Here is a 26974-nt window from a genome sequence, read left to right as displayed (position 1 = left end):
CGTCCTCGAGCATCCACGCCAGACGCTCGCGAGGGTAGGACGGGTCGAGAGGGACGTAGGCGCCGCCAGCCTTGAGGATGGCGAACAGGCCCACCACCAGCTCCAGGGAGCGCTCGGCGCACAGGCCCACGCGCACCTCGGGGCCAACGCCCAGCGAGCGCAGGTGCCACGCGAGCTGATTGGCACGCGCGTCGAGCTCCCGGTAGGTGAGCCACGCGTCCTCGAAGCCGAGGGCGGGCGCGTCGGGAGTGCGGGCCACCTGCTGCTCGAAGAGGTGGTGGATGCAGGCCTCGGCCGGGAAGTCGGTGGCCGTGTCATTCCACTCCACCAGTAGCTGGCGACGCTCCGCCTCGGTGAGCAGAGGCAGGGACGACAGGCGCGTGTCGGGTCTGGAGACAGCCGCCTCCATCAGCACCTGCAGGTGCTCCAGCATCCGAGCCATCGTGTCCGCGTCGAACAGGTCGGTGCTGTAGTCGGCGAGGCAGGCCAGGCCCTCGGGCGTTTCCTGGATGGAGAGCGTCAGGTCGAACTTCGCGGTGCCTGTGTCGCTCTCCACGCTTCGCAGGGCGAGACCCGGCAGCTTCAGCTCCGTAGCGGGAGCGTTCTGAAGCGCGAGCTTCACCTGGAACAGCGGCGCGTGAGCAAGGCTGCGCTCGGGGTTGAGCACGCGCACCAGCTCTTCGAAGGGCACGTCCTGATGCGCATAGGCGCCCAGCGCCACCTGGCGCGTGCGGCCCAGCAGCTCGCGGAAGGTGGGGTCTCCGGAGAGGTCCCCACGCATGACGAGCTGGTTGACGAAGAAGCCGATGAGCCCCTCGGTGTCGGCATGGGTGCGGCCAGCGATGTCGGTACCGACGACGACATCCGTCTGCCCGGAGTAGCGCGACAGCAGGGCCTGGAAGCCGGCCAGCAGCGCCATGAAGGAGGTGACGCCCTCGCGCTGGCAGAGCGCCTGGAGCGCCTTGGACACAGTCGCGGGCATGAGCCGCGAGAGGGTGGCGCCGCGGTAGGACTGCACTGCCGGGCGGGGCCTGTCGGTGGGCAGCTCCAGCACTCGCGGCGCACCGGCGAGCTGCTGGCGCCAGTAGGAGAACTGAGCTTCGAGGGCCTCGCCCTGGAGCCACTGGCGCTGCCAGGCGGCGAAGTCGGCGTACTGCACGGGCAGCTCGGGCAGGGGCGAAGGCTGGCCTTGTGAGAAGGCCTCATAGAGCGCCGCGACTTCACGCACCACCACACCCATGGACCAACCATCGGAGATGATGTGGTGCATGTTGAGCACCAGCACATGCTCGGTGTCGGCCAGCTTCAACAGCAGGGCACGCAGCAGGGGGCCGCGAGCGAGTGAGAAGGGCTTGCGGCACTCGGCCTCGACGAGCCGGCGGGCTTCGGTCTCGCGCGCCTCGGCGGGCAAGGCGCTCAGGTCCACACGCTCCAGGGGGAGGGGCGCGGGAGGAGCGATGACCTGCAGGGGCTGACCGGCGTCAGCGGGGAAGGAGGTACGCAGCACCTCGTGACGGCGCACCAGCTCCGTCAGGCTGCGCTCCAGGGTCTCGGTGTCGAGAGAGCCCTCCAGGCGCAGCGGCACGGGCATGTTGTACAGCGCGCTGTCGGGGATGAGCTGGTCGAGGAACCACAGCCGCTGCTGGGCGAAGGACAGCGGCAGCGCGCCGCTCCTTTCCACGGGCTGGAAGCGAGGCATCTTCACGCCGCCACCCTCACGCGCGAGGGCATCGATGGAAGCCGCGAGGGCCTCGATGGTGGGAGTCTCGAAGAGGGCGCTGATGGGCAGGTCCACGCCAAAGGTGGCGCGGATGCGAGAAGTGACCTGGGTGGCCAGCAGCGAGTGGCCGCCGAGCTCGAAGAAGTTGTCGCGGGCTCCGACGCGTGTCAGCCCCAGCAGCAGGCTCCATTGGTCGGACAGGAGCTGCTGGGTGGGCGTGCGCGGGGCGACGTAGGAGCCGCGCTCCTCCTGTCCCTGGAGACCGGGAGGCGGCAGGGCCTTTCTATCGAGCTTGCCACTGGAGTTGAGGGGCAGGGCCTCCAGGGTGACGAAGGCCGAGGGCACCATGTACTCGGGCAGCTTCGTCTTCAGGACGTCGCGGACGTCGTGGGTCGCGGAGGCGTGCGCACCCGATGACGGCACGAGGTAGGCCACCAGACGCGCATCGCCCGGGGAGTCCTCGCGCACCACCACCACGCTTTCGCGCACCGAAGGATGGGAGGCGAGCGCCGCTTCGATTTCACCCAGCTCGATGCGGAAGCCACGCACCTTCACCTGGAAGTCGAGCCGGCCCAGGTACTCGAGGGTGCCGTCGGCCTGCCAGCGCGCCTTGTCGCCGGTGCGGTAGAGGCGCTGCCCGGGCTCGGAGGCGAAGGGGTTGGGGATGAAGCGCTCCGCCGTCAGCTCCGGGCGGCCGAAGTAGCCACGCGTCAGGCCAGCGCCGCCGATGAACAGCTCGCCGGGGACGCCCACCGGTACGGGCTGGAGGCGCGCATCCAGCACGTAGGCGTGGACGTTGGAAAGGGGCCCGCCCAGGGTGGGACGGGTGCCGGGCCTCAGACGGAAGGTCGTGGAATCAACCGTGGCCTCGGTGGGGCCATAGACGTTGAAGGTGCGGGTGCGCTCGGACGCGGCGAGCTGCTGCCACGTGGCCTCGTCGAGGGCCTCGCCTCCGGGCACCAGCAGTTGGAGGTGCTGGGCCCCCTCCAGCAGGTCTTCCTGCAGCAACAGCCGCAGCAACGAAGGCGTGCAGTCGAGCGCCTGGACCTCGTGCCGGGCCAGCCAGTCAACGAGGGCGCGCGGATCCCTGCGGAGTGCATCAGGGACGATGAAGAGGCAGTGACCGTCGAGGAGTTGGACGAGCTGCTGGACGGAAGCGTCGAAGGCCAGCGGAGCATTGAGGGTGACGCGCGAACCCGGAGGCAGGCCGGCGTAGACGGACTCGCGCAAGGCGCGGTGGAGGTTGAGCACCGAGCGGTGCTCGACCATGACGCCCTTGGGACGGCCGGTGGAGCCCGAGGTGAAGAGGACGTAGGCGAGGTTGTCCGGGGTGGCCAGCGGCACGGGCGCGTGCGTGGGCGGGCTGCGCAGCGCCTCGTCGTTCAGGGACAGCGGCACCACGGATGCGTCAGGCGTTTCCGGCAGACGCGAGAGGAGCGAGGGCTGGGCGAGGAGGACGGCGGGACGTGCGTCCTCCAGCATCCACTCCAGGCGCTGACGGGGGTAGGACGGGTCGAGCGGGACGTAGGCGCCGCCGGCCTTGAGGATGGCGAACAGGCCCACCACCAGCTCCAGGGAGCGCTCGGCGCACAGGCCGACGCGCACCTCGGGGCCAACGCCCAGCGAGCGCAGGTGCCACGCGAGCTGGTTGGCGCGCGTGTCGAGCTCGCGGAAGGAGAGCCACGCGCCCTCGAAGGCGAGAGCGGGCGCATCCGGTGTGCGAGCCACCTGCGCCTCGAAGAGATGGTGGATGCAGGTGTCCACCGCCAGGGGCGCGCGGGTGTCATTCCACTGCACCAGCACCTGCTGGCGCTCGGCCTCGGAGAGCAGGGAGATGTCGCTCAGCCGGGCGGTCGAGGTCAGCGAGAGCAGGGCCTGGCGCCAGTGCTCAAGCAGTCGCTGCATGGACGCGGGCTCGAAGCGGGGCGAATCAAAGGCGGCTCGCAGGCGCAGGGACTGGCCGGGGAGGACGGAGAGCGTGAGCGGGTAGTTGGTGCGCTCGCGGCCTTGGACATCCGTCACCTGGAGCGACGAGGTCGAACCCGACAGCGAAGCGTCGAGGGGATAGTTCTCGAAGACGAGCAGCGAGTCGAAGAGCGAGGCGCCCCGAGGCACCTGGCTGAACGATTGAATCTGGACGAGCGGAGAGTGCTCGAACTGGCGCAGCTCGAGCTGCTGGGCCTGGAGCGACTGGAGCCAGGGCCCGAGAGCCAAGGAGGCCGACGGCACGCGGACGCGAGCGGGCAGGGTGTTGATGAAGATGCCGACCAGGGTGTCGGAGCCGGGCAGCTCGGGAGGACGGCCCGCGACGGTGTTGCCGAAGACGACGTCCTGCTCACCCGAGTAGTGGGAGAGGACGAAGCCCCAGGAGGCCAGGGCGAGCGTGTGCAGCGTCACCTGATGCTGGCGGGCCAGGGCCTGCAAGGAGGCCGTGGCTTCAGCCGAGAGCCCCAATTCGAGGGTGAGGTGCTCGGTAGGCTGATCTCGAAGCGCCGTGGCGTGGGTGTCCGCCGGGAGCGGCGTGGGCGCAGTGAAGCCCTCCAGGTAGGAGCGCCAGAAGGCCTCGTCGCCGGAAGCGTCGCGGCGCTGCAACCAGGCGATGTAGTCGCGGAAGGGCCGCGTGCCGGAGAGCCGGGGCGCGGAGCCGGAGCGGAAGGCCTCGTAGAGGGAGAACACCTCGCTGATGAGCAGGCCGAGGCTCCAGCCATCCAGCAGCAGGTGGTGGTGGCTCCAGAGGAAGCGCACGGAATCATCCGCGAGGCGGATGGCCGTCAGCCGCACCAGCGGCGCGCGGCGCAGCTCGATGCCGCGCTTCTGGTCGTCGCGGAGGAGTTGCTCGAAGCGGGCCTGCTGCTCATCCGCGGGCAGGGTGCTCCAATCGAGCTGCTCGAAGGGCAGCTCCACCTGGGAGTGAACCACCTGCAGCGGCGTGTCGAGCCCCTCCCAGTGGAAGGAGGAGCGCAGGAGGGTGTGGCGCTGGAGGCAGACCTTCCACGCGCGCAGGAACGCGGGCAGGTCCAGCGCGGAGGTGACCGTCCAGGAGATCTGCTCGAAGTAGGCGGAGGAGGAGGGAGACAGCAGGGAGTGGAAGAGCAGACCCTGCTGGGTGGGAGAAAGCGGGTAGAGGTCCTCGACGTCGGAGCCAGCCTGTCCCAGCACGGTGTCGAGTGCCTGCTGCGAGAGGGAGGCGAGGGGGAAATCCCCCGGAGAGAAGCGGCGGGCGTCCTCGGAAGCACGCAGGGAGATGAGCGCGCGCAGGTGGTGCAGGAAGCGCTGGGCGAGCGACTCGATGGTGGCCGCGTGGTGCAGGTGAGCGCTGTAGCCGAAGACGAACTGCAGGCGGCTCTGGAAGACGGAGCCGTTGATCTCCAGGACATGCTGCCGCGAGCCCACAGGCGAAACGGAGGAGCCGGCGGGCTCGTTGCTCAGGGAGAAGAGGCGGCTGGAGGCGGCCGCGGCATCGAGCTGGCCAAGGTAGTTGAAGGCCACCTGGGGCGCGGGCAGCGCCTGGAGCTGCTCGGAGATATCCGTCGGCCCGAGCCACTTCAGCAGGCCGAAGCCGATGCCATGGTGGGGCAGCCGGCGCAGCGAATCACGCACGGCGCGCAGGCCGTCGCCGACGGAAGCGCCTTCGGGCACGGGCAGCAGCACGGGCGTGAGGGAGGTGAACCACCCCACGGTGCGCGAGACATCCGCGTCGCTGAAGAGTTCCTCGCGGCCGTGGCCTTCCAGGTCGACGAGCACTCCGGCCTGGCCCGTCCATTCGGAGACGGCCTGGGTCAGGGCCGTGAGCAGCACCTCGTTGATGTGGGCACGCCAGGCGGTGGGCACCTCCTGGAGCAGCAGCCGCGTCTCCTCGGCCTCGAGGGAGACGGAGACGGAGCGCGCGGAGGCGTAGGTGTTGGGGCCGGAAGCGTCGGTGGGTAGCGGCGCCACCCGTGCACGGGCCTCGTCCAGCCAGAGAGGAGCCTCGGCCAGCAGGGACTCGGAGTGGGCATGAGCCTGAAGGCGGCGAGCCCAGGCCTGGAACGAGGTCGTCTTCGCCGGCAACGAGGCGGCAGGGCCTTGCTGGAGCTGCTGGTAGGCGGACTCGAGGTCCTCCAGCATCACGCGCCAGGAGACGGTATCGACGACGAGGTGGTGAACGACGAGCAGCAGGCGCTGCTGGCCGTTGCCGAGGTGGAAGAGGGCGGCGCGCAGCGGGGGAGGCTGGGAGAGGACGAAGCTGGCCTGCAGACGCGAGGCCTCGGCTTCGAGGGCAGCGGGCTGCTCGGAAGCGGGTGTGGAGGAGAGGTCCACCTGGAGCAGGTGGAAGGGTGCCTCCTCGGGGGTTGCGTTCTCCTGATGCCATTGCCCGTCGTGCTGTCGGAAGCGCAGGCGGAGGGCATCGTGGTGGGCCACCACGTGCGCGAGGGCCTTCTCCAGGCGAGCGGGCTCCAGAGGCTCGCGGGACGCCAGGAGCACCGCCTGGTTGAAGTGGTGGGCGTGCGCGGCGTCGAGCGCCAGCAGTTGGAGCTGGACGGGCGTGAGGGGCACCGGGCCGGTGACGGGGCCCTGCTCACCCAATGCCTCGGAGGTGGACTTCACGACGAGGGCGAGCTCGGCCACCGTCTGGTGCTGGAAGAGCTGACGGGTGGCGAGTACGAGGCCCGCCCGCCGCGCATGGGCGACGACCTGGATGCTGATGATGGAGTCGCCACCCAGCTCGAAGAAGTTGTCGTGGATGCCCACCTGCTTCCGGCCCAGAATGAGGGACCAGATGTCGCACAGGCGCTGCTCCACGTCGTTCCGGGGCGCGACGTACCCGGCGCGGGCCGCGAGCGCGGCGTCCGGCGCGGGCAAGGCCTTCCTGTCGACCTTCCCATTGTCGGAGAGGGGCAGGGCCTCCAGGGCGACGAAGGCCGAGGGCACCATGAACTCGGGCACCCGCTGCTGGAGGAAGGAGCGCAGCGAGCCCACATCGAGGGACTGGTCCGCCTGAGCGACGACATAGGCCACCAGGCGCTTGTCGCCGGGCACGTCCTCGCGCACGAGGGCCACGGTCTCGTGCACGGCGGCGTGCGCCAGCAGGGCGGCCTCCACCTCGGCGAGCTCGATGCGGTAGCCGCGCACCTTCACCTGGTTGTCGCGGCGGCCGAGGAACTCCAGCACGCCCTCGGCGCTCCATCGGGCCAGGTCGCCGGTGCGGTAGAGGCGCTCGCCCGGGATGGCGCTGAAGGGGTTCGGGATGAAGCGCTCGGCGGTGAGGTCCGGACGGGAGAGGTAGCCGCGCGCCAGGCCATCGCCGCCGATGAACAGCTCTCCGGGAATGCCCGCGGGCACTGGCTGGAGGTATGCGTCCAGCAGGTACACCTGGGTGTTGGCGATGGGGGTACCGATGGGGATGGAGGCCCCCACGTGGGCCACGTCCATCATGCGGTGCGTGGACGTGAAGAGGGTGGACTCGGTGGGGCCGTAGCAGGCCGTCACCGCAATCCCCAGCTCCTCCACCACGCGTCGCACGTGCGGCGCGGAGACGACGTCGCCGCCGGTGAGAAGCTGCCGGACACCGCGCAGCGCCTCGGGCTTGTGCTCCACCACCTGGGAGAACAGGCCCGCCGTCAGGTGCAGCGTGGTGACGCGGTGGCGCTGGAGGACGGTGCTCAGCAGTTCCAAATCGCTGGGCGACTGGGGCGGGAAGACGACGAGGCGGCCACCGAACAGCAGCGGGCCCCAGACTTCGAGGGTGGAGGCGTCGAAGGAGATGGGGGCGATGAGGAGGAAGGTCTCCTCCGGGCCCAGGTGGGCGTACTTGGCGCCGTGCAGCAGGCGCATGACGCCGCGGTGCTCGATGGCGACGCCTTTGGGCCGGCCGGTGGTGCCGGAGGTGAAGTCAACGTAGGCCAGGTGGCGGGAGGAGACGCCGGAGGCCGGAGGGGAGGTAGGCAGCGCGTCGAGGCTCAGCTCCTCGAGGCAGAGCGAGGGGAGGAGCTCGGAGACGGACAGCTTCGAGAGCAGGGCGCGCGAGGTGAGCAGGAGGCGAGCGGGCGCGTCCTCCAGCATGAAGGCCAGACGCTGGGCGGGATAGGAGGCGTCGAGAGGGAGGTAGGCGCCCCCGGCCTTGAGGATGGCCAGCAGCGAGACGATGAGCTCCAGCGAGCGCTCCAGGCACAGGGCGACGAGGCAATCGGGGCCGACGCCCAGGGAGCGCAGGTGGTGAGCGAGCTGGTTGGCGCGCGCGTCGAGCTGCCGGTAGGTGAGGAGGGAGTCACCGAACTCGACGGCGATGGCGTCGGGGCGCAGGGCCACCTGCTGCTCGAAGAGGTGGTGGATGCAGGAGGTGGCCGGGAAGTCGGCGGCCGTGTCGTTCCACTCCACCAGCACCTGGCGGCGACCGGCCTCGGAGAGCAGGGGCAGGGCGGACAGGCGCATGTCGGGCTTGGCGACAGCCGCCTCCAGCATCACCTGCAGGTGCTCCAGCATCCGGGCCATCGTGTCCGCGTCGTACAGGTCGGTGCTGTAGTCGGCGAGACAGGCCAGGCCTTCGGGCGTCTCCTGAATGGAAATCGCGAGGTCGAACTTCGCGACGCCCGCGTTGCCCTCCACGCTTCGCAGGGCGAGGTCCGGCAGCTTCAGCTCCGTAGCGGGAGCGTTCTGAAGAACGAGCTTCACCTGGAACAGCGGCGCGTGGGCAAGGCTGCGCTCGGGATTGAGCACGCGCACCAGCTCTTCGAAGGGCACGTCCTGGTGCGCATAGGCGCCCAGCGCCATCTGGCGCGTGCGACCCAGCAACTCGCGGAAGGTGGGGTCTCCCGAGAGGTCGCCGCGCATGACGAGCTGGTTGACGAAGAAGCCGATGAGGCCCTCGGTGTCGGCGTGGGTCCGGCCGGCGATGTCGGTACCCACGACGACATCCGTCTGCCCGGAGTAGCGCGACAGCAGGGCCTGGAAGCCGGCCAGCAGCGCCATGAAGGACGTGACGCCCTCGCGCTGGCAGAGCCTCTGAAGCGCCTGGGAGAGCGCCTGAGGCATGAGCCGCGAGAGGAGGGCGCCGCGGTAGGACTGCACTGCCGGGCGGGGCCTGTCGGTGGGCAGCTCCAGCACTCGCGGCGCACCGGCGAGCTGCTGGCGCCAGTAGGAGAGCTGGGCCTCCAGCGCTTCCCCCTGGAGCCACTGGCGCTGCCAGGCGGCGAAGTCGGCGTACTGCACGGACAGCTCGGGCAGGGGCGAAGGCTGGCCCTGCGAGAAGGCCTCGTAGAGCGCGGCCACCTCACGCACCAGCACGCCCATGGACCAGCCATCGGAGACGATGTGGTGCAGGTTGAGCACCAGCACGTGCTCGGTGTCGGCCAGCTTCAACAGCAGGGCACGCAGCAGGGGGCCGCGAGCGAGCGAGAAGGGCTTGCGGCACTCGGTCTCGATGAGTCGGTGGGCCTCGGCTTCACGCTCCTTGGTGGGCAGGGCGCTCAGGTCCACGCGCTCCAAGGGCAAGGGCGCGGGAGGCGCGATGGCCTGCAGGGGCTGACCGGCGTCAGAAGGGAATGAGGTGCGCAGCACTTCATGGCGGCGCATCAACTCGGAGAGGCTGCGCTCCAGGGCGGCGACATCCAGCGAGCCTTCCAGGCGTAGCGGCGCGGGCATGTTGTAGAGCGCGCTGTCGGGGATGAGCTGGTCGAGGAACCACAACCGCTGCTGAGCGAAGGACAGCGGCAGCGCGCCCGTCCTCTCCACGGGCCGCAGGGGAGGCAGCTTCGCCCCAAGCGCCTCACGCGCGAGAGCGTCGATGGAGGCGGCAAGGGTTTCGAGGGTAGGAGCCTCGAAAAGGGTGGGAAGAGGCAGGTCCACGCCGAAGGTGGCGCGGATGCGAGAGGCGACCTGGGTGGCCAGCAACGAGTGGCCGCCGAGCTCGAAGAAGTTGTCGTGGACGCCCACCTTCTCGACGCGCAACACCTCGCTCCAGAGGGAAGCGAGGCGCTGCTCCGTCTCGCCGCGAGGCGCGAGGTACTCGGCGCGGGTGGAGAGCGCGGCGTCCGGCGCGGGCAGGGCCTTCCTGTCGAGCTTGCCGCTGGAGTTGAGGGGCAGGGCCTCCAGGGGGACGAAGGCCGAGGGCACCATGTACTCGGGCAGCTTCGCCTTCAGGAAGTCGCGCACCTCCGGGGTGGACGGAGGCTGTGCGCCCGAGGGCGGCACCACGTAGGCCACCAGCCGCTTGTCGCCCGAGGCGTCTTCAAGCACCACCACCACGGCCTGACGCACCTGCGGGTGCTGCTCCAGGGCCGCTTCGATTTCGCCCAGCTCGATGCGCAAGCCGCGCACCTTCACCTGGAAGTCGAGTCGGCCCAGGTACTCGATATGGCCGTCGGCCAGCCAGCGCGCCTTGTCGCCGGTGCGGTAGAGACGGGCACCCGGCTCGGAAGAGAAGGGGTCGGGGATGAAGCGCTCGGCGGTGAGCTCGGGCCGGGCGAGGTAGCCGCGACCGACCTGGACGCCACCGATGAAGAGCTCGCCGGGCACGCCCACCGGCACCGGACGCAGGTGCGCGTCGAGGATGCGGATGGAGGTATTGGCGATGGGGCGGCCGATGGGCACCGTGCGGTGGGAGTCCTCGAGCACGCACGCGTAGGACGTGACGTCGACGGCGGCCTCGGTGGGGCCGTAGAGGTTGTGCAGGCCCACGCCGGGCAGTCGCTGCAGGCAGCGCTGCGCCAGCTCGGCGGAGAGGGCCTCGCCACTGCACACCACGCGCCGCAGCGACGCGCACCGCTCCAGTTCCGGCTCCTCCAGGAAGACCTGGAGCATGGAGGGCACGAAGTGCAGCGTGGTGACGTGCTGCTCGGCGATGAGGCGCACCAGGTAGTCGGGCTCCTGGTGGCCGCCAGGGCGCGCGAGCACCAGGCGGGCGCCCGTCATCAACGGCCAGAAGAACTCCCAGACGGAGACGTCGAAGCTATAGGGCGTCTTCTGCAGCACGACGTCCTGGGCCGAGAGGCCATAGGCCTGCTGCATCCAGAGCAGGCGGTTGACGACGGCGCGGTGGGCATTCATGGCGCCCTTGGGGCGGCCGGTGGAGCCCGAGGTGAAGATGACGTAGGCGAGCGAGTCCGGGGTGGCCAGCGGCGCGGGCGCGTGCGTGGGCAGAGCGCGCAGCGCCTCGCCATTCAGGGCCAGCGGCACCACGGATGCGTCAGGCGTTTGCGGCAGACGCGAGAGGAGCGAGGGCTGGGCGAGGAGGACGGCGGGACGCGCGTCCTCCAGCATCCACTCCAGGCGCTGACGGGGGTAGGACGGGTCGAGAGGCACATAGGCGCCGCCGGCCTTGAGGATGGCGAACAGGCCCACCACCAGCTCCAGGGAGCGCTCGGCGCACAAGCCGACGCGCACCTCGGGGCCGACGCCCAGCGAGCGCAGGTGCCACGCGAGCTGGTTGGAGCGTTCCTCCAGCTCCCGGTAGGTGAGCCACGCGCCCTCGAAGCCGAGGGCGGGCGCATCCGGTGTGCGCGCCACCTGCTGCTCGAAGAGGTGGTGAATGCAGGTATCGGCCGGGAACTCAGTGGCCGTGTCATTCCACTCGACGAGCACCTGCTGACGCTCGGCCTGGGTGAGCAGGGTGACGTCGTTCAGGCGGGAGGCGTCAGCCAGGGAGAGCAGGGCCCGACGCCAGTGCTCGAGCAGCCGCTGGATGGACGCGGGCTCGAAGCGGGGCGAGTCAAAGGCGGCCCGCAGGCGCAGGGACTGGCCCGGGAGGACGGAAAGGGTGAGCGGGTAGTTGGTGTGCTCGTAGCCCTGAACGTCCTTCACCCCGAGCGAGGAGGTCGAACCCGACAGTGCTGCGTCGAGGGGATAGTTCTCGAAGACGAGCAGCGAGTCGAAGAGCCGGGTGCCGGGGGGAAGAGCGCTGAAGGACTGGACCTGGACGAGCGGAGAGTGCTCGTACTGGCGCAGCTCGAGTTGCTGGGCCTGGAGCGACTGAAGCCAGGGACCGAGGGCCGAGGAGGTCGACGGCACGCGGACGCGAGCGGGCAGGGTGTTGATGAAGATGCCGACCAGGGTGTCGGAGCCGGGCAGCTCGGGAGGACGGCCCGCGACGGTGTTGCCGAAGACGACGTCCTGCTCACCCGAGTAGTGGGAGAGGACGAGCCCCCAGGAAGCAAGTGCCAACGTGTGCAGCGTCATCTGGTGCTGACGGGCGAAGGACTGCAGGGCGGCGGTGTCCTCGGTGGAGAGGCCCGATTCGAGGGTGAGGTGCTCGGCGGACTGGCCTCGCGGCGGTGCGGAATGGGTGTCCGTGGGCAGAGGTGTCGGGGCGGAGAACCCTCCCAGGTAGGAGCGCCAGAAGGCCTCGTCGCCGGAAGCGTCGCGGCGCTGCAGCCAGGCGATGTAGTCGCGGAAGGGCAGCGCGCCGGAAAGCCGGGGCGTGGAGCTGGAGCGGAAGGCCTCGTAGAGGGAGAAGACCTCGCTGATGAGCAGGCCGAGGCTCCAGCCATCCAGCAGCAGGTGATGGTGGCTCCAGAGGAAGCGCACGCAATCATCCGCCAGACGCACGGCCGTCAAGCGCATGAGGGGAGCGCGGCGCAGTTCGAAGCCGCGCTTCTGGTCGTCGAGCAGCAATTGCTCGAAGCGGGTGTGTTGCTCGGAAGCGGAGTCCCCACTCCAGTCGAGCATCTCGAAGGGCAGCTCCACCTGGGAGTGGACCACCTGGAGCGGTGTGTCGAGCCCCTCCCAGTGGAAGGAAGAGCGCAGGAGGGTGTGGCGCTGGAGGCACGCCTTCCACGCGCGCAGGAAGGCCGTCAGGTCCAGCGCCGAGGTGACCGTCCAGGAGAGCTGCTGGAAGTAGGTGGAAGAGGAGGGAGACAGCAGGGAGTGGAAGAGCAGGCCCTGCTGGGTGGGAGAGAGCGGGTAGAGGTCCTCGACGTCGGAGCCGGCCTGCCGCAGCACGGTGTCGAGCGCCTGCTGCGAGAGGGAGGCGAGGGGGAAGTCGCCGGGAGAGAAGCGGCGGGCGTCTTCGGAAGCGCGCAGGGAGATGAGGGCGCGCAGGTGGTGCAGGAAGCGCTGGGCGAGCGACTCGATGGTGGCCGCGTGGTGCAGGTGGGTGCTGTAGCCGAAGGAAAGCTGGAGCTGCCCACCGAGTACCGAGCCGTTGACCTCCAGCACGTGTGGACGTGAGCCGGAAGGCGCGGTCTGGTCGCCAGCGAACTCGCTGCTCAGGGAGAAGAGGCGGCTGGATGCCACCGAAGCGTCGAGCTGGCCGAGGTAGTTGAAGACCACCTGGGGCGCGGGCAGCGCCTGGAGCCGCTCGGAGATATCCGTCGGCCCGAGCCACTTCAGCAGGCCGAAGCCGATGCCATGGTGGGGCAGCCGGCGCAGCGAATCACGCACGGCGCGCAGGCCGTCGCCGATGGAACCGCGCGTGGGCAGCAGCACGGGGGTGAAGGAGGTGAACCACCCCACGGTGCGCGAGACATCCACGTCGCTGAAGAGTTCCTCGCGGCCGTGGCCTTCCAGGTCGACGAGCACTCCGGCCTGGCCCGTCCATTCGGAGACGGCCTGGGTCAGGGCCGTGAGCAGCACCTCGTTGATGTGGGCGCGCCAGGCGGTGGGCACCTCCTGGAGCAGCAGTCGCGTCTCCTCGGCCTCGAGGGAGACGGAGACGGAGCGTGTGGAGGCGTAGGTATTGGGGCCGGAAGCGTCGGTGGGCAGCGGCGCCACCCGAGCGCGGGCCTCGTCCAGCCAGAAGGAAACCTCGGAGGAGAGCGCCTTGGAGCGAGCGTACTCGTGAAGGTGACGAGCCCAGGCCTGGAACGAGGTCGTCTTCGCCGGCAGCGTCACCGCGGGATGCTGGTAGGCGGACTCGAGGTCCTCCAGCAGCACGCGCCAGGAGACCGCGTCGATGACGAGGTGATGGGCGATGAGCAGCAGCCGCTGCTGGCCGTTGCCGAGGTGGAAGAGGGCGGCGCGCAGCAGGGGCGGCTGCGCCAGGACGAAGCTGGCTTGGAGCCGCGAGGCCTTGGCTTCGAGCGCGGCGGACTGCTGGGAGGCGGGCGTGGAGGAGAGGTCCACCTGGAGCAGGTGGACGGAAGCCTCGTCGAGGCGGGTGTTGTCCTGCAGCCACTCGCCGTCGTGCTGATGCAGGCGCAGGCGGAGCGCATCGTGGTGGGCCACCACGTGCGCGAGAGCCTTCTCCAGGCGGGCGGGCTCCAGCGGCTCACGTGAGGCCAGGAGCACGGACTGGTTGAAGTGGTACGCGTGCGCCGGGTCGTGCCGCAGCAGCTGGAGCTGGGCGGGCGTGAGGGGCACCGGGCCGGTGACCGGGCCCTGCTCGGCGAGCGTCGCGGAGGCGGACTTCACCACGAGGGCCAGCTGCGCCACCGTCTGGTGCTGGAAGAGCTGACGGGTGGCGAGCACTAGGCCTGCCTGCCGCGCCCGAGCGACAACCTGGAGGCTGATGATGGAGTCACCACCCAGCTCGAAGAAGTTGTCGTGGATGCCCACCTGCTTCAGGCCGAGCACCTGCGCCCAGATGTCACACAGCCGCTGCTCCACCTCGTTGCGAGGCGCGACGTACTCGGCGCGGGTCGCCAGTGATGCGTCCGGCGCGGGCAGGGCCTTCCTGTCGAGCTTGCCGCTGGAGTTGAGGGGCAGGGTCTCCAGGGTGACGAAGGCCGAGGGCACCATGTACTCGGGCAGCTTCGCCTTCAGGAAGTCGCGCACCTCGGTGGTGGATGGAGGCTGTGCGCCCGAGGGCGGCACCACGTAGGCCACCAGCCGCTTGTCGCCGGTGGCGTCTTCGCGCACCACCACCACGGCCTGACGCACCTGGGAGTGCTGCTCCAGCGCGGCTTCGATTTCACCCAGCTCGATGCGCAGGCCGCGCACCTTCACCTGGAAGTCGAGCCGGCCCAGGTACTCGATATGGCCGTCGGCCAGCCAGCGCGCCTTGTCGCCGGTGCGGTAGAGACGGGCACCGGGCTGGGAAGAGAAGGGGTCGGGGATGAAGCGCTCGGCGGTGAGCTCGGGCCGGGCCAGATAGCCGCGGCCCACCTGGATGCCACCGATGAAGAGTTCACCGGGCACGCCCACCGGCACCGGACGCAGGTGCGCGTCGAGAATGCGGATGGACGTATTGGCGATGGGACGGCCGATGGGAATGGAGCGGCGTTCCTCTTCAGGCAGGCAGTGGAAGGCGGTGACGTCGACGGCGGCCTCGGTGGGGCCGTAGAGGTTGTGCAGGCCCACACCGGGCAGTCGCTGCAGGCAGCGCTGAGCCAGCTCGGCGGAGAGAGCCTCGCCACTGCACACCACGCGCCGCAGCGACGCGCACCGCTCCAGTTCCGGCTCCTCCAGGAAGACTTGGAGCATGGAGGGCACGAAGTGCAGCGTGGTGACGCGCTGCTCGGCGATGAGGCGCACCAGGTAGTCGGGCTCCTGGTGGCCGCCAGGGCGCGCGAGCACCAGGCGGGCGCCCGTCATCAACGGCCAGAAGAACTCCCAGACGGAGACGTCGAAGCTATAGGGCGTCTTCTGCAGCACGACGTCCTGGGCTGAGAGGCCATAGGCCTGCTGCATCCAGAGCAGGCGGTTGACGACGGCGCGGTGGGCATTCATGGCGCCCTTGGGGCGGCCGGTGGAGCCCGAGGTGAAGATGACGTAGGCCAGCGAGTTCGGGGTGGCCAGCGGCGCGGGCGCGTGCGTGGGCAGGCCTCGCAGCGCCTCGTCATTCAGGGCCAGCGGCACCACGGATGCGTCAGGCGTTTCGGGCAGACGCGAGAGGAGCGAGGGCTGGGCGAGGAGGACGGCGGGACGCGCATCCTCCAGCATCCACTCCAGGCGCTGACGGGGATAGGACGGGTCAAGCGGGACGTAGGCGCCGCCGGCCTTGAGGATGGCGAACAGGCCTACCACCAGCTCCAGGGAGCGCTCGGCGCACAAGCCGACGCGCACCTCGGGCCCGACGCCCAGCGAGCGCAGGTGCCAGGCGAGCTGGTTGGAGCGCTCCTCCAGCTCCCGGTAGGTGAGCCACACGCCCTCGAAACCAATGGCGGGCGCATCCGGCGTGCGAGCCACCTGGGCCTCGAAGAGGTGGTGGATGCAGGTATCAGCCGGGAACTCAGCGGCCGTGTCATTCCACTCGACGAGCACCTGCTGACGCTCGGTCTCGGGGAGTAGCGGCAGCTCGGCGATGCGCTGCTCGGGCTGGGCGAGAATGCCCTGCAGCAACTGATGCAGGTGCCCCACGAGGCGCACCATGGTGGCCGACTCGAAGAGGTCGGTGGGGTACTCCAGTTCGCCGGTCAGCCCCTGGGCGGACTCGGAGAAGGCGAGGTGGAGATCGAACCGCGAGGTCCGGCTCTCCAGGTCCATGGGGTCCAGCGTCAACCCTGGCAGGGAGTGACCGGGAAGCGGGTCGGCCTGGAGGACGAGCATGACCTGGAAGAGCGGGCTCCGGCCGAGGTCACGCTCGGGCCGCAGCTGCTCCACCAGCTTCTCGAAGGGCACATCCTGGTGGGCAAACGCGCCCAGCGTGGTTTCACGCACCCGCCGCAGCAGCTCGCGGAAGGACGGGTTGCCCTCCAGGCGCGTGCGCAGCACCAGCGTATTGATGAAGAAGCCGATGATGCCTTCGAGCTCTGCCAGACGGCGGCCGGCAATGGGCGAGCCGACGCTGATGTCCTCCTGACCCGAGTGGCGGTGCAGCAGCACCTGGAAAGCGGCCAGCAGGAGCATGAAGGGAGTGACGTCTTCGCGCTGCGCCAGGGCCTTGAGGGCCTCCCACGTGGCGGCGGGCACGTGCACCGGGACGCTGGCGCCGCGCCGGTCGCGCACGGGCGGACGCGGCTTGTCGGTGGGCAGCTCCAGGTGCGCGGGGGCCCCGGCCAGCTGCTGCTTCCACCATGTCAGCTGCCGCTCCAGCTCCTCGCCCTGCAGCCACCCGCGCTGCCAGACGGCGTAGTCGGCGTACTGCACGGGCAGCTCGGGCAGCGGCGAGGGCCGGCCCTGGCTGAAGGCGGCATAGAGGGCGGCTACTTCGCGCACCAGCACGCCCATGGACCAGCCGTCGGAGACGATGTGGTGCATGCACAGCACCAGCACGTGCTCGGAGTCCGACAGGCGCACCAGCGTGGTGCGCAGCAGCGGCCCACGCGTCAGCTCGAAGGGCCGCAGCACCTCCTCGTATGCCAGACGCAGCACCTCCGCCTCGCGCTGCTGGGGCGGAAGCGCGCTCAGGTCCACGCGAGCCAGGGGGGCGTGGCCCTCGGGGTGGATGAGCTGGGAGGCGACTCCCTGCTCGGAGTGGACGGTGGTACGCAGCGACTCGTGCCGGCGCACCAGCTCCGCGAAGGTGCGCTCCAGCGCGGCGATGTCCAGCGTGCCACGCAGCCGCACCGCCGCGCGCATGTTGTAGAGCGGGTTGCCCGGCTCGAGCTCGTCGAGGAACCACAGCCGCTGCTGGGCGAAGGACAGCGGCAGCGGCTGCTCGCGCGGGACGGGATGCAGGGGTGGCAGGGCGGACGCCGACGTGGAGCGCGGGAAGGCGTCAATGGCCTGGGCGAGCGCTTCGAGCGTGGCGGCCTCGAAGAGGGTGCGAAGGGGCAACTCCACGCCGAAGGAGGCGCGGATGCGGGAGACGACCTGGGTGGCCAGCAGGGAGTGGCCGCCGAGGGACATGAACTCGTCGAAGAGACCGACCTGCTCGACGTGGAGCACCTCGCGCCAGATGGAGGCCAGGCGCATCTCGGTGTCGGTGCGTGGAGCGGCGTACTCGGAAGCCGCGGCGGCGGCGGAACCGGACGGGGCCGGCAGGGCCTTCTTGTCCACCTTGCCGCTGCTCGTCAGGGGCAGGGCCTCCAGGGAGACGAAGGCCGAGGGCACCATGTACTCGGGCAGACGCGCCAGCAGGGCGGCGCGCAGGGACTGGGGGTCCACCTCGGCGTCGGACTGGGGCAGCACGTAGGCCACGAGGCGCCTGTCCCCGGGCACGTCCTCGCGCAGCACCACGAGGGCCTCGCGCACGGAGGGCTGCTCGCGCAGCACCATCTCCACTTCGCCAGGTTCGATGCGGAAGCCGCGCAGCTTCAACTGCTCGTCCAGGCGGCCGAGGAACTCCAGCTCGCCGTGGGGCATCCAGCGCACCTTGTCACCGGTGCGATAGAGGCGCTCACCCGGAGTGGTGGCGAAGGGGTGCGGAACGAAGCGCTCGGCGGTGAGCGCGGGCAGGCCGAGGTAGCCGCGGGCCAGCCCCGCGCCGCCGACGTACAGCTCACCGGTGACACCCACCGGCACGGGGCGCATGTGCTCGTCGAGCACGTACACCTGGACGTCGGGCAGGGCGCGGCCAATGCTCAGTCGCCGCGCGTCCACCGGGCCGCTGATGGTGGCGCAGATGGTGACTTCCGTGGGGCCGTAGGCATTGAGCAGGGTGCGCCCCTGGCTCCAGCGCCGCGCGAGCTCGGGCGAGCAGGCCTCGCCGGCGGAGATGACGGTTCGCAGGTCGGGCAACCCCTCGGGCTCGAGCTGGGCGAGCACGGAGGGGGTGAGCGTCACGGCGGAGATGGATTGCTCCCGCAGGAGCGAGCGCAGGGGCTCGCTGGGGAGCAGCTGCTGCTGGGACGCGAGGACCAGGCAGGCGCCCGCGACGAGGGTGGAGAACACCTCGCAGACGGAGGCGTCGAAGCTGGTGCTGGCGAACTGGAGCACGCGGCTGCCGGGCGCATAGCCGTGAGCGAGCGCCGCGGCCTGCGCGGTGTTGGCCAGGCCGCCGTGCGTCAGCAGGGTGCCCTTGGGACGGCCCGTGGAGCCGGAGGTGTAGATGACGTAGGCGAGGTTGCCGGCGTGCGCCTCGGCGTCGAGGTCGTCGGTGGACTCCCGCTCGATGCGCTCCGCGTGCTCGTCGACGAGGAAGACATAGCCCCGCCGGTCGAGCAGGTGCTCCAGGGACGAATGCGTGAGGAGGACGGGCGAGAGCGCGTTGGAGGCGATGAAGTCCAGGCGCTCGGAGGGAAGCGAAGGGTCCAGCGAGAGCCAGGCGCCGCCGGCCTTGAGGACGGCGAGCATGGAGACGACGAGCTCGACGGAGCGCTCGAGGCAGATGGCGACGAGGACCTCGGGACCGACACCGAGGCGGCGCAGGTGGCGGGCAAGCTGGTTGGCGCGCGTGTTGAGTTCGTCGTAGGTGAGCGTCTCGTCGCCGAAGCGGACGGCGGGCGCGTCCGGAGTGAGGCGGGCGTGGGCCTCGATGAGCCGGTGGACGGGCTTCTGGGGGACGCTGCCCGGCGTGCGGCTCCACTCCTCCAGCACGAGGCGGCGCTCGGAGTCGGAGAGCAGCGCGATGTCGTCCAGGCACGCCCCGGGCCGGGCCACGAGGCCCTCGAGGGCGGTGCGCCAGTGCGAGAGCAGCCGCTGCATGGCGGCGGCGGGGAAGCGGGGCTCGTCGTGCGAGAGCAGCAGCCGCACCGTCGAGGTACCGGGGATGACGGCGAGAGCGAGGGGATAGTTGGAGCGCTCGACGGCGATGGCCTCGCGCACGTCGAGGAAGGAGGTGCGCTGCCGCAGTGACGCGTCGATGGGGTAGTTCTCGACGACCAGCAGGGACTCGAAGAGGGCGGCGCCGCGAGGCACCTGGCTCAGGGACTGGACCTGGACGAGCGGGGAGTGCTCGTACTGGCGCAGCTCGAGCTGCTCGGCCTGGAGCGACTGGAGCCAGGGCAGCAGGGGCGATTTGCCCGCGGGGACGCGGATACGGGTGGGCAGTGAGTTGATGAAGAGGCCCACCATGGAACCGGCCCCGGGCAACTCCGGAGGCCTGCCGGAGAAGGTGGAGCCGAAGACGACATCGTGCTCGCCGGAGTAGCGCGAGAGGACGAGCGCCCACGAGGCGAGGGCCAGGGTGTTGAGGGTGACCTGGTGCCGGCGCGAAAGCTCCTGCAGGGAGGCGGTGGCCTCCGCGGACAGGAGAAGCTCGTGGATGGGGTGGGTGGGGACCTGTCCCGGTGTGGGCGCGGAATGGGTGTCGGCCGGAAGGGGCGTGGGAGCGGTGAAGTCGGAGAGGTAGGCGCGCCAGAACGAAGCGTCGGCGGAGTCGTCACGCTGGCGCAGCCACGCGATGTAGTCGCGGAAGGGCGGGCGCGCGGCGGGCGGCGCGGACCGAGCGGAGAGACAGGTGTCGTAGAGGGAGAAGAACTCCTGGAGCACCAGGCCGAGGCTCCAGCCGTCCAGCAACAGGTGCGAGTGGCTCCAGTGGAGGCGCCAGACGTCCTCCTGGAGACGGAAGGCCACCATGCGCATGAGGGGCGCATGGCTGAAGTCGAAGCCGCGTCGTCGCTCCTCGAGGAGGACTTGCTGGTAGCGCTCGTGCTGCTCGGAAGCGGAGAGGGAGCGCCAGTCGAGCACCTCGAAGGCGCAGGGCAGGCGCGAGTGGACCACCTGGAGGGGCGCGTCGAGGTCCTTCCAGTGGAAGGAGGTGCGCAGGACGGGAGTGCGCTCGGCGGTGGACTGCCAGGCCTGACGGAGGGCAGCGACGTCCAGGGCGGAGTGGATGGCCCAGGAGTGCTGCATGAAATAGACGGTGGACTCCGGCGAGAGCAGGGCGTGGAACAACATGCCCTGCTGGGTGGGAGAGAGCGGGTAGATGTCCTCGACGTCGGGCCCGGTCCGCCGCAGCAGCGAGTCCAGCGACTGCTGGGACAATGCCGCGAGCGGGAAGTCCCCCGGGGAGAAGCGGCGGGCGTCCTCGGAAGCGCGCAGGGAGATGAGGGCGCGCAGGTGGTGCAGGAAGCGTCCGGCCAGCGACTCGATGGTGGCCGCGTGGTGCAGGTGGGTGCTGTAACCGAAGGAGAGCTGGAGCTGCCCACCGAGCACCGAGCCGTTGATGTCCAGCGCATGCATCCGCGTGCCCTCGGGCGCGCAGGTGGCGCCGGAGGACTCGGAGGTCAGCGAGAAGAGGCGGTTGGAGGAAGCCGAGGCGTCGAGCTGACCGAGGTAGTTGAAGGCCACCTGCGGCACGGGCAGGGCCTGGAGCCGCTCGGAGAGGTCCGTCGGCCCGAGCCACTTCAGCAGGCCGAATCCAATGCCGTGGTGGGGCAGACGGCGCAGCGAGTCGCGCACCGCGCGCAGGCCGTCGCCGATGGAGCCGCCCTCGGGAACGGGCAGCAGCACGGGCGTGAAGGAGGTGAACCACCCCACGGTGCGAGACAGGTCCACGTCGTCGAAGAGCTCCTCGCGACCGTGGCCCTCCAGGTGGACGAGGACTCGCGACTGGCCGGTCCACTCGGAAAGGGCCCGGGCCAGGGCGGTGAGCAGCACATCGTTGATGTGCGCGCGCCAGGCGGTGGGCACTTCCTGGAGCAGCAGCTTCGTCTCCTCGGCATCCAGGGAGACGGAGACGGAACGCGTGGAAGCGTGGGTGTTGGGACCCGAGGCGTCGGTGGGGAGCGGGGCCACCTGCGCACGGGACTCATCCCACCAGAGGGCGGCCTCGGAGGAGAGCGACTCGGAGTGGGCCTGGGCCTGCAGACGGCGAGCCCAGGACTGGAACGAGGTGCTCTTGGGCGGGAGCGTCTCCTGGAGGTAGGCGGACTCGAGGTCCTCGAGAATCACACGCCAGGAGACGGCATCCACCACCAGGTGATGCGCCACGAGGAGGAGCCGCTGCTGGCCGTTGCCGAGATGGAAGAGCGCGGCGCGCAGCAGGGGCGGCTGCGCCAGGACGAAGCTGGCCTGGAGCCGCGAGGCCTCGGCTTCGAGGGCGGCGGACTGCTCGGAGGTGGGCGTGGAGGAGAGGTCCACCTGGAGCAGGTGGAAGGGCGCCTCGTCGGGACTGACGTTCTCCTGCAACCACGCGCCCTCGTGCTGACGCAGGCGCAGGCGGAGCGCATCGTGGTGGGCCACCACGTGCGCGAGAGCCTTCTGCAAGCGGGCGGGCTCCAGCGGCTCACGTGAGGCCAGGAGCACGGACTGGTTGAAGTGGTACGCGTGCGCCGGGTCGTGCCGCAGCAGCTGGAGCTGGACGGGCGTGAGGGGCACCTGGCCGGTGACAGGCCCCTGCTCGGCGAGCGTCGCGGAGGCGGACTTCACCACGAGGGCCAGCTGCGCCACCGTCTGGTGCTGGAAGAGCTGGCGGACGGACAGGGAGAGGCCGGCTTGACGTGCGCGGGCGACGACCTGGAGGCTGATGATGGAGTCGCCACCCAGCTCGAAGAAGTTGTCGTGGATGCCCACCTGCTTCAGACCGAGCACCTGCGCCCAGATGTCACACAGCCGCTGCTCCACGTCATTGCGAGGCGCGACATAGGCGGGCCTCAGCTCGGAGCGGGAGAGGTCCGGCGCGGGCAGGGCCTTCCTGTCGAGCTTGCCGCTGGAGTTGAGGGGCAGGGCCTCCAGGGGGACGAAGGCCGAGGGCACCATGTACTCGGGCAGCTTCGCCTTCAGGAAGTCGCGCACCTCCGGGGTGGACGGAGGCTGTGCGCCCGAGGGCGGCACCACGTAGGCCACCAGCCGCTTGTCGCCGGTGGCGTCTTCGCGCACCACCACCACGGCCTGACGCACCTGCGGGTGCTGCTCCAAGGCCGCTTCGATTTCACCCAGTTCGATGCGCAGGCCGCGCACCTTCACCTGGAAGTCGAGCCGGCCCAGGTACTCGATATGGCCGTCGGCCAGCCAGCGCGCCTTGTCGCCGGTGCGGTAGAGGCGAGCCCCCGGCTCGGAAGAGAAGGGGTCGGGGATGAAGCGCTCGGCGGTGAGCTCGGGCCGGGCCAGATAGCCGCGGCCCACCTGGACGCCACCGATGAAGAGCTCGCCGGGCACGCCCACCGGCACCGGGCGCAGGTGCGCGTCGAGGATGCGGATGGACGTATTGGCGATGGGACGGCCGATGGGCACCGTGCGGTGGGAGTCCTCGAGCACGCACGGGTAGGCGGTGACGTCGACGGCGGCCTCGGTGGGGCCGTAGAGGTTGTGCAGGCCCACACCGGGCAGTCGCTGTAGGCAGCGCTGAGCCAGCTCGGCGGAGAGGGCCTCGCCACTGCACACCACGCGCTGCAGCGACGCGCACCGCTCCAGCTCCGGCTCCTCCAGGAAGACCTGGAGCATGGAGGGCACGAAGTGCAGCGTGGTGACGCGCTGCTCGGCGATGAGGCGCACCAGGTAGTCGGGCTCCTGGTGGCCACCGGGCCGGGCAAGCACCAGCCGCGCCCCCGTCATCAACGGCCAGAAGAACTCCCAGACGGAGACGTCGAAGCTATAGGGCGTCTTCTGCAGCACCACGTCTTGGCCTGAGAGGCCATAAGCCTGCTGCATCCAGAGCAGGCGGTTGACGACGGCGCGGTGGGCATTCATGGCGCCCTTGGGGCGGCCGGTGGAGCCCGAGGTGAAGATGACGTAGGCCAGCGAGTCCGGGGTGGCCAGCGGCGCGGGCGCGCGCGTGGGCTGGCCTCGCAGCGCCTCGTCATTCAGGGCCACCACGGTGGCCCCCGGCGTCTCCGGCAAGCGAGTCAGCAGGGCGGGTTGTGCCAGAAGCACGGCGGGACGCGCGTCCTCCAGCATCCACTCCAGGCGCTGACGAGGGTAGGACGGGTCGAGCGGGACGTAGGCGCCGCCGGCCTTGAGGATGGCGAACAGGCCCACCACCAGCTCCAGGGAGCGCTCGGCGCACAGGCCGACGCGCACCTCGGGCCCGACGCCCAGCGAGCGCAGGTGCCAGGCGAGCTGGTTGGAGCGTTCCTCCAGCTCCCGGTAGGTGAGCCACGCGTCCTCGAAACCAATGGCGGGCGCATCCGGCGTGCGAGCCACCTGTGCCTCGAAGAGGTGGTGGATGCAGGTGTCCACGGCCAGGGGCGCGCGGGTGTCATTCCACTCGACGAGCACCTGCTGACGCTCGGTTTCGGAGAGCAGCGGCAGCTCGGCGATGCGCTGCTCGGGGTGGGCGAGAACACCCTGCAGCAACTGATGCAGGTGCCCCACGAGGCGCACCATGGTGGCCGACTCGAAGAGGTCGGTGGGGTACTCCAGCGAGCCCGCCAGTCCCTGAGCGGACTCGGAGAGGGCGAGGTTGAGATCGAACCGCGAGGTCCGGCTCTCCAACTCCACGGATTCCAGCGTCAGCCCGGGAAGGGAGAGTCCGGGCAGCGGGTCCGGCTGGAGGACGAGCATGACCTGGAAGAGCGGGCTCCGGCCGAGGTCACGCTCGGGCCGCAGCTGCTCCACCAGCTTCTCGAAGGGCACATCCTGGTGGGCAAACGCGCCCAGCGTGGTTTCGCGCACCTGCCGCAGCAGCTCGCGGAAGGACGGGTTGCCCTCCAGGCGCGTGCGCAGCACCAGCGTATTGACGAAGAAGCCGATGAGGTCCTGCGTCTCGGGGCGGGAACGGCCGGCGATGGGCGAGCCGACGCTGATGTCCTCCTGGCCCGAGTGACGGTGCAGCAGCACCTGGAAGGCGGCCAGCAGGAGCATGAAGGGAGTGACGTCTTCGCGCTGCGCCAGGGCCTTGAGGGCCTCCCACGTGGCGGCGGGCACGTGCACCGGGACGCTGGCGCCGCGCCGGTCGCGCACGGGCGGACGCGGCTTGTCGGTGGGCAGCTCCAGGTGCGCGGGGGCCCCGGCCAGTTGCTGCTTCCACCATGTCAGCTGCCGCTCCAGCTCCTCGCCCTGCAGCCACCCGCGCTGCCAGACGGCGTAGTCGGCGTACTGCACGGGCAGCTCGGGCAGCGGCGAGGGCCGGCCCTGGCTGAAGGCGGCATAGAGGGCGGCCACTTCGCGCACCAGCACGCCCATGGACCAGCCGTCGGAGACGATGTGGTGCATGCACAGCACCAGCACGTGCTCGGAGTCCGACAGGCGCACCAGCGTGGTGCGCAGCAGCGGCCCGCGCGTCAGCTCGAAGGGCCGCAGCACCTCCTCGTACGCCAGGCGCAGCACCTCCGCCTCGCGCTGCTGGGGCGGAAGCGCGCTCAGGTCCACGCGAGCCAGGGGGACGTGGCCCTCGGGGTGGATGAGCTGGGAGGCGACTCCCTGCTCGGAGTGGACGGTGGTGCGCAGCGACTCGTGCCGGCGCACCAGCTCCGCGAAGGTGCGCTCCAGCGCGGCGACGTCCAGCGTGCCGCGCAGCCTCACCGCCGCGGGAATGTTGTAGAGCGGGTTGCCCGGCTCGAGCTCGTCGAGGAACCACAGCCGCTGCTGGGCGAAGGACAGCGGCAGCGGCTGCTCGCGGGAGGCGCGAGGCATGGGACCGGTGGCATCCCGGCGCGCGCCGGCGAGCCGCCATGCCAGCTCGGCCAGGGTGGGCCCGCTCAGCAGCACATGCAGGGGCAGCGCGACGCCGAGGCCCTGCTCCACCTCGTACGTCAGCTCCACCGCGGCCAGCGAATCGATGCCGTATCGGGTGAGCGGCTCATCCCGTTCGACGGCACGCGGGGCCATATTCAGCCGGCGGGCCAGACGGATTCGCAGCCAGTCCTCCATCGCTTCCGGCGTCTCCGGCACCGCCTCGGGCTCGGCCGTCCGAGGCGTGCTGGAGGCCGGCAGCGGCCCGGCCAGGTCCGCCTGCTGCTCGCGCCAGGAGGCCACCTCCTGCAGCTCGCCCGAGAGGAAGGCCGCGCGGCTCGCCCGGCGCTGAATCTTGCCGCTGGACGTCTTGGGCAGGCTGCCGGGAGCAATGAGGGTGAGCGCATGCAGCCGCAGCTCATGCGCCGTGGCCACCTGCTGGCTGATGGCGCGCGCGACCTCCTCCACGGCCGCGGGCTGCTGGCGCGGGTCCACCTCGTACACCAGCACCAGCCGCTCTTCTCCCTCCACCTCGACCGAGAAGGCCGCGCCACACCCCGGCCTCAGCGCGGCGCTGGAATGCTCCGCCGTCAGCTCGATGTCCTGGGGATGGTGGTTGCGGCCGCGGACGATGATGAGGTCCTTGATGCGGCCGGTGATGAAGAGCTCCTGGCCCTGGAGGAAGCCCTGGTCCCCGGTACGCAGGAAGGGCCCCGCTCCATCCAAGGTGCGCGCCTGGAAGTCGCGCGCGGTGTCCTCGGGGCGGCCCCAATATCCCAGGGCCACGCTCGGCCCCTTCACCCAGACCTCACCCACCTCGCCCGGAGCGCACGGCACGAGCGTCTCCGGGTGCACCACGCGCACTTCCTGCTCCCGCAGCGAGTGCCCGCAGCCCACCAGGGTCTGGCTGTGCGGCTGCCCATGCGGGGTCGGCTCGGCGCGACCTTCGCGCAGCCGGTTCACGTCCACGGACTGCTGCACGGGCAGCGCCTTCACCTCACCGCCGGAGACGATGAGTGTTCCCTCGGCCAGGCCATAGCAGGGATAGAAGGCCTCGCGACGGAAGCCGCTGGGGGCAAAGGCCTGGGCGAAGCGCTCCAGCGTCTCGGGACGGATGGGCTCGGCGCCGCAGAAGGCCACTTCCCAGTGACTCAAATCCAGGGCCGCGCGCTCGGCCTCGGTCGTCTTGCGCACGCACAAATCGAAGGCGAAGTTGGGCCCTCCGCTGATGGTGCCTTGGGTGCGGGAGAGCACCTCCAGCCAGCGCAGGGGGCGGCGCAGGAAGGTGAGGGGCGAGAGGAGGCTGGTGGAGAAGCCTCCGTAGAGGGTGCCCAGGATGCCGCCGATGAGCCCCATGTCATGGTACGGCGGCAGCCAGATGACACCCGTGCTGCCCGGGTGCATGCCGAACGCACCGTGGATCAGCTCCAGGTTATGCAGCAGGTTGGCGTGAGACAGCATCACGCCCTTGGGCGTACCGGTGGAGCCCGAGGTGTACTGGAGGAAGGCCAGCGAGTCGGGGCGCAGCGAGGGCCGCTGCCAGGCGCTCGCGGAGCCGGCGGGCAGCTCGTCCGTGGCCACCCAGCGCAGCGCCCTCAAGTCCGGAGCGGACTCGAAGAGGAGCTCGGCCATCGACAGAATGAAGGAGGTGGTGAGCACCACCGACGCCTGGCAGTCCTGGATGATGGCGCGCAGGCGCGGAAGGGTGCGCTCCAGACGCGACGGGTCCGGCGGGTACGCGGGAACGGCGACCACCCCCGAGGCGAGACACCCGAAGAAGCCGGAGACGTACTCGAGGCCCGGAGGGTAGAGGAGGACGGCGCGCTCGCCCGGCTGGGTGAACTGCTGGAGGCAGGCGCCAATGGACCGGGCGCGTTGCAGCAGCCCGGAATAGGGAAGGGTGCTCTCGTCGCCGTCCGTGTCCTCCACGAAGTGGAAGAGCGGGGCATCGGAACGAAGCGCGGCGCGCTCCTCGAGCAGCTCCAGCAGCGTGGAGGCGGGGAACACGGGCTTGGCGTTTTTCAT

The 26974-nt window shown here is 70.3% G+C and carries 1 protein-coding gene; it reads right to left on the bottom strand.

The features are described from left to right. Positions 1-26974 (bottom strand): non-ribosomal peptide synthase/polyketide synthase (locus HG543_RS24860; RefSeq protein WP_169347338.1); only part of this gene is annotated, 26974 nt, incomplete at its 3' end.

Origin of the sequence: Pyxidicoccus fallax (assembly GCF_012933655.1) — a bacterium.
GTDB lineage: Bacteria > Myxococcota > Myxococcia > Myxococcales > Myxococcaceae > Myxococcus > Myxococcus fallax.
The sequence above is the reverse complement of the archived record's forward strand: the minus strand, read 5'-3'. Positions and strand labels throughout refer to the sequence as shown.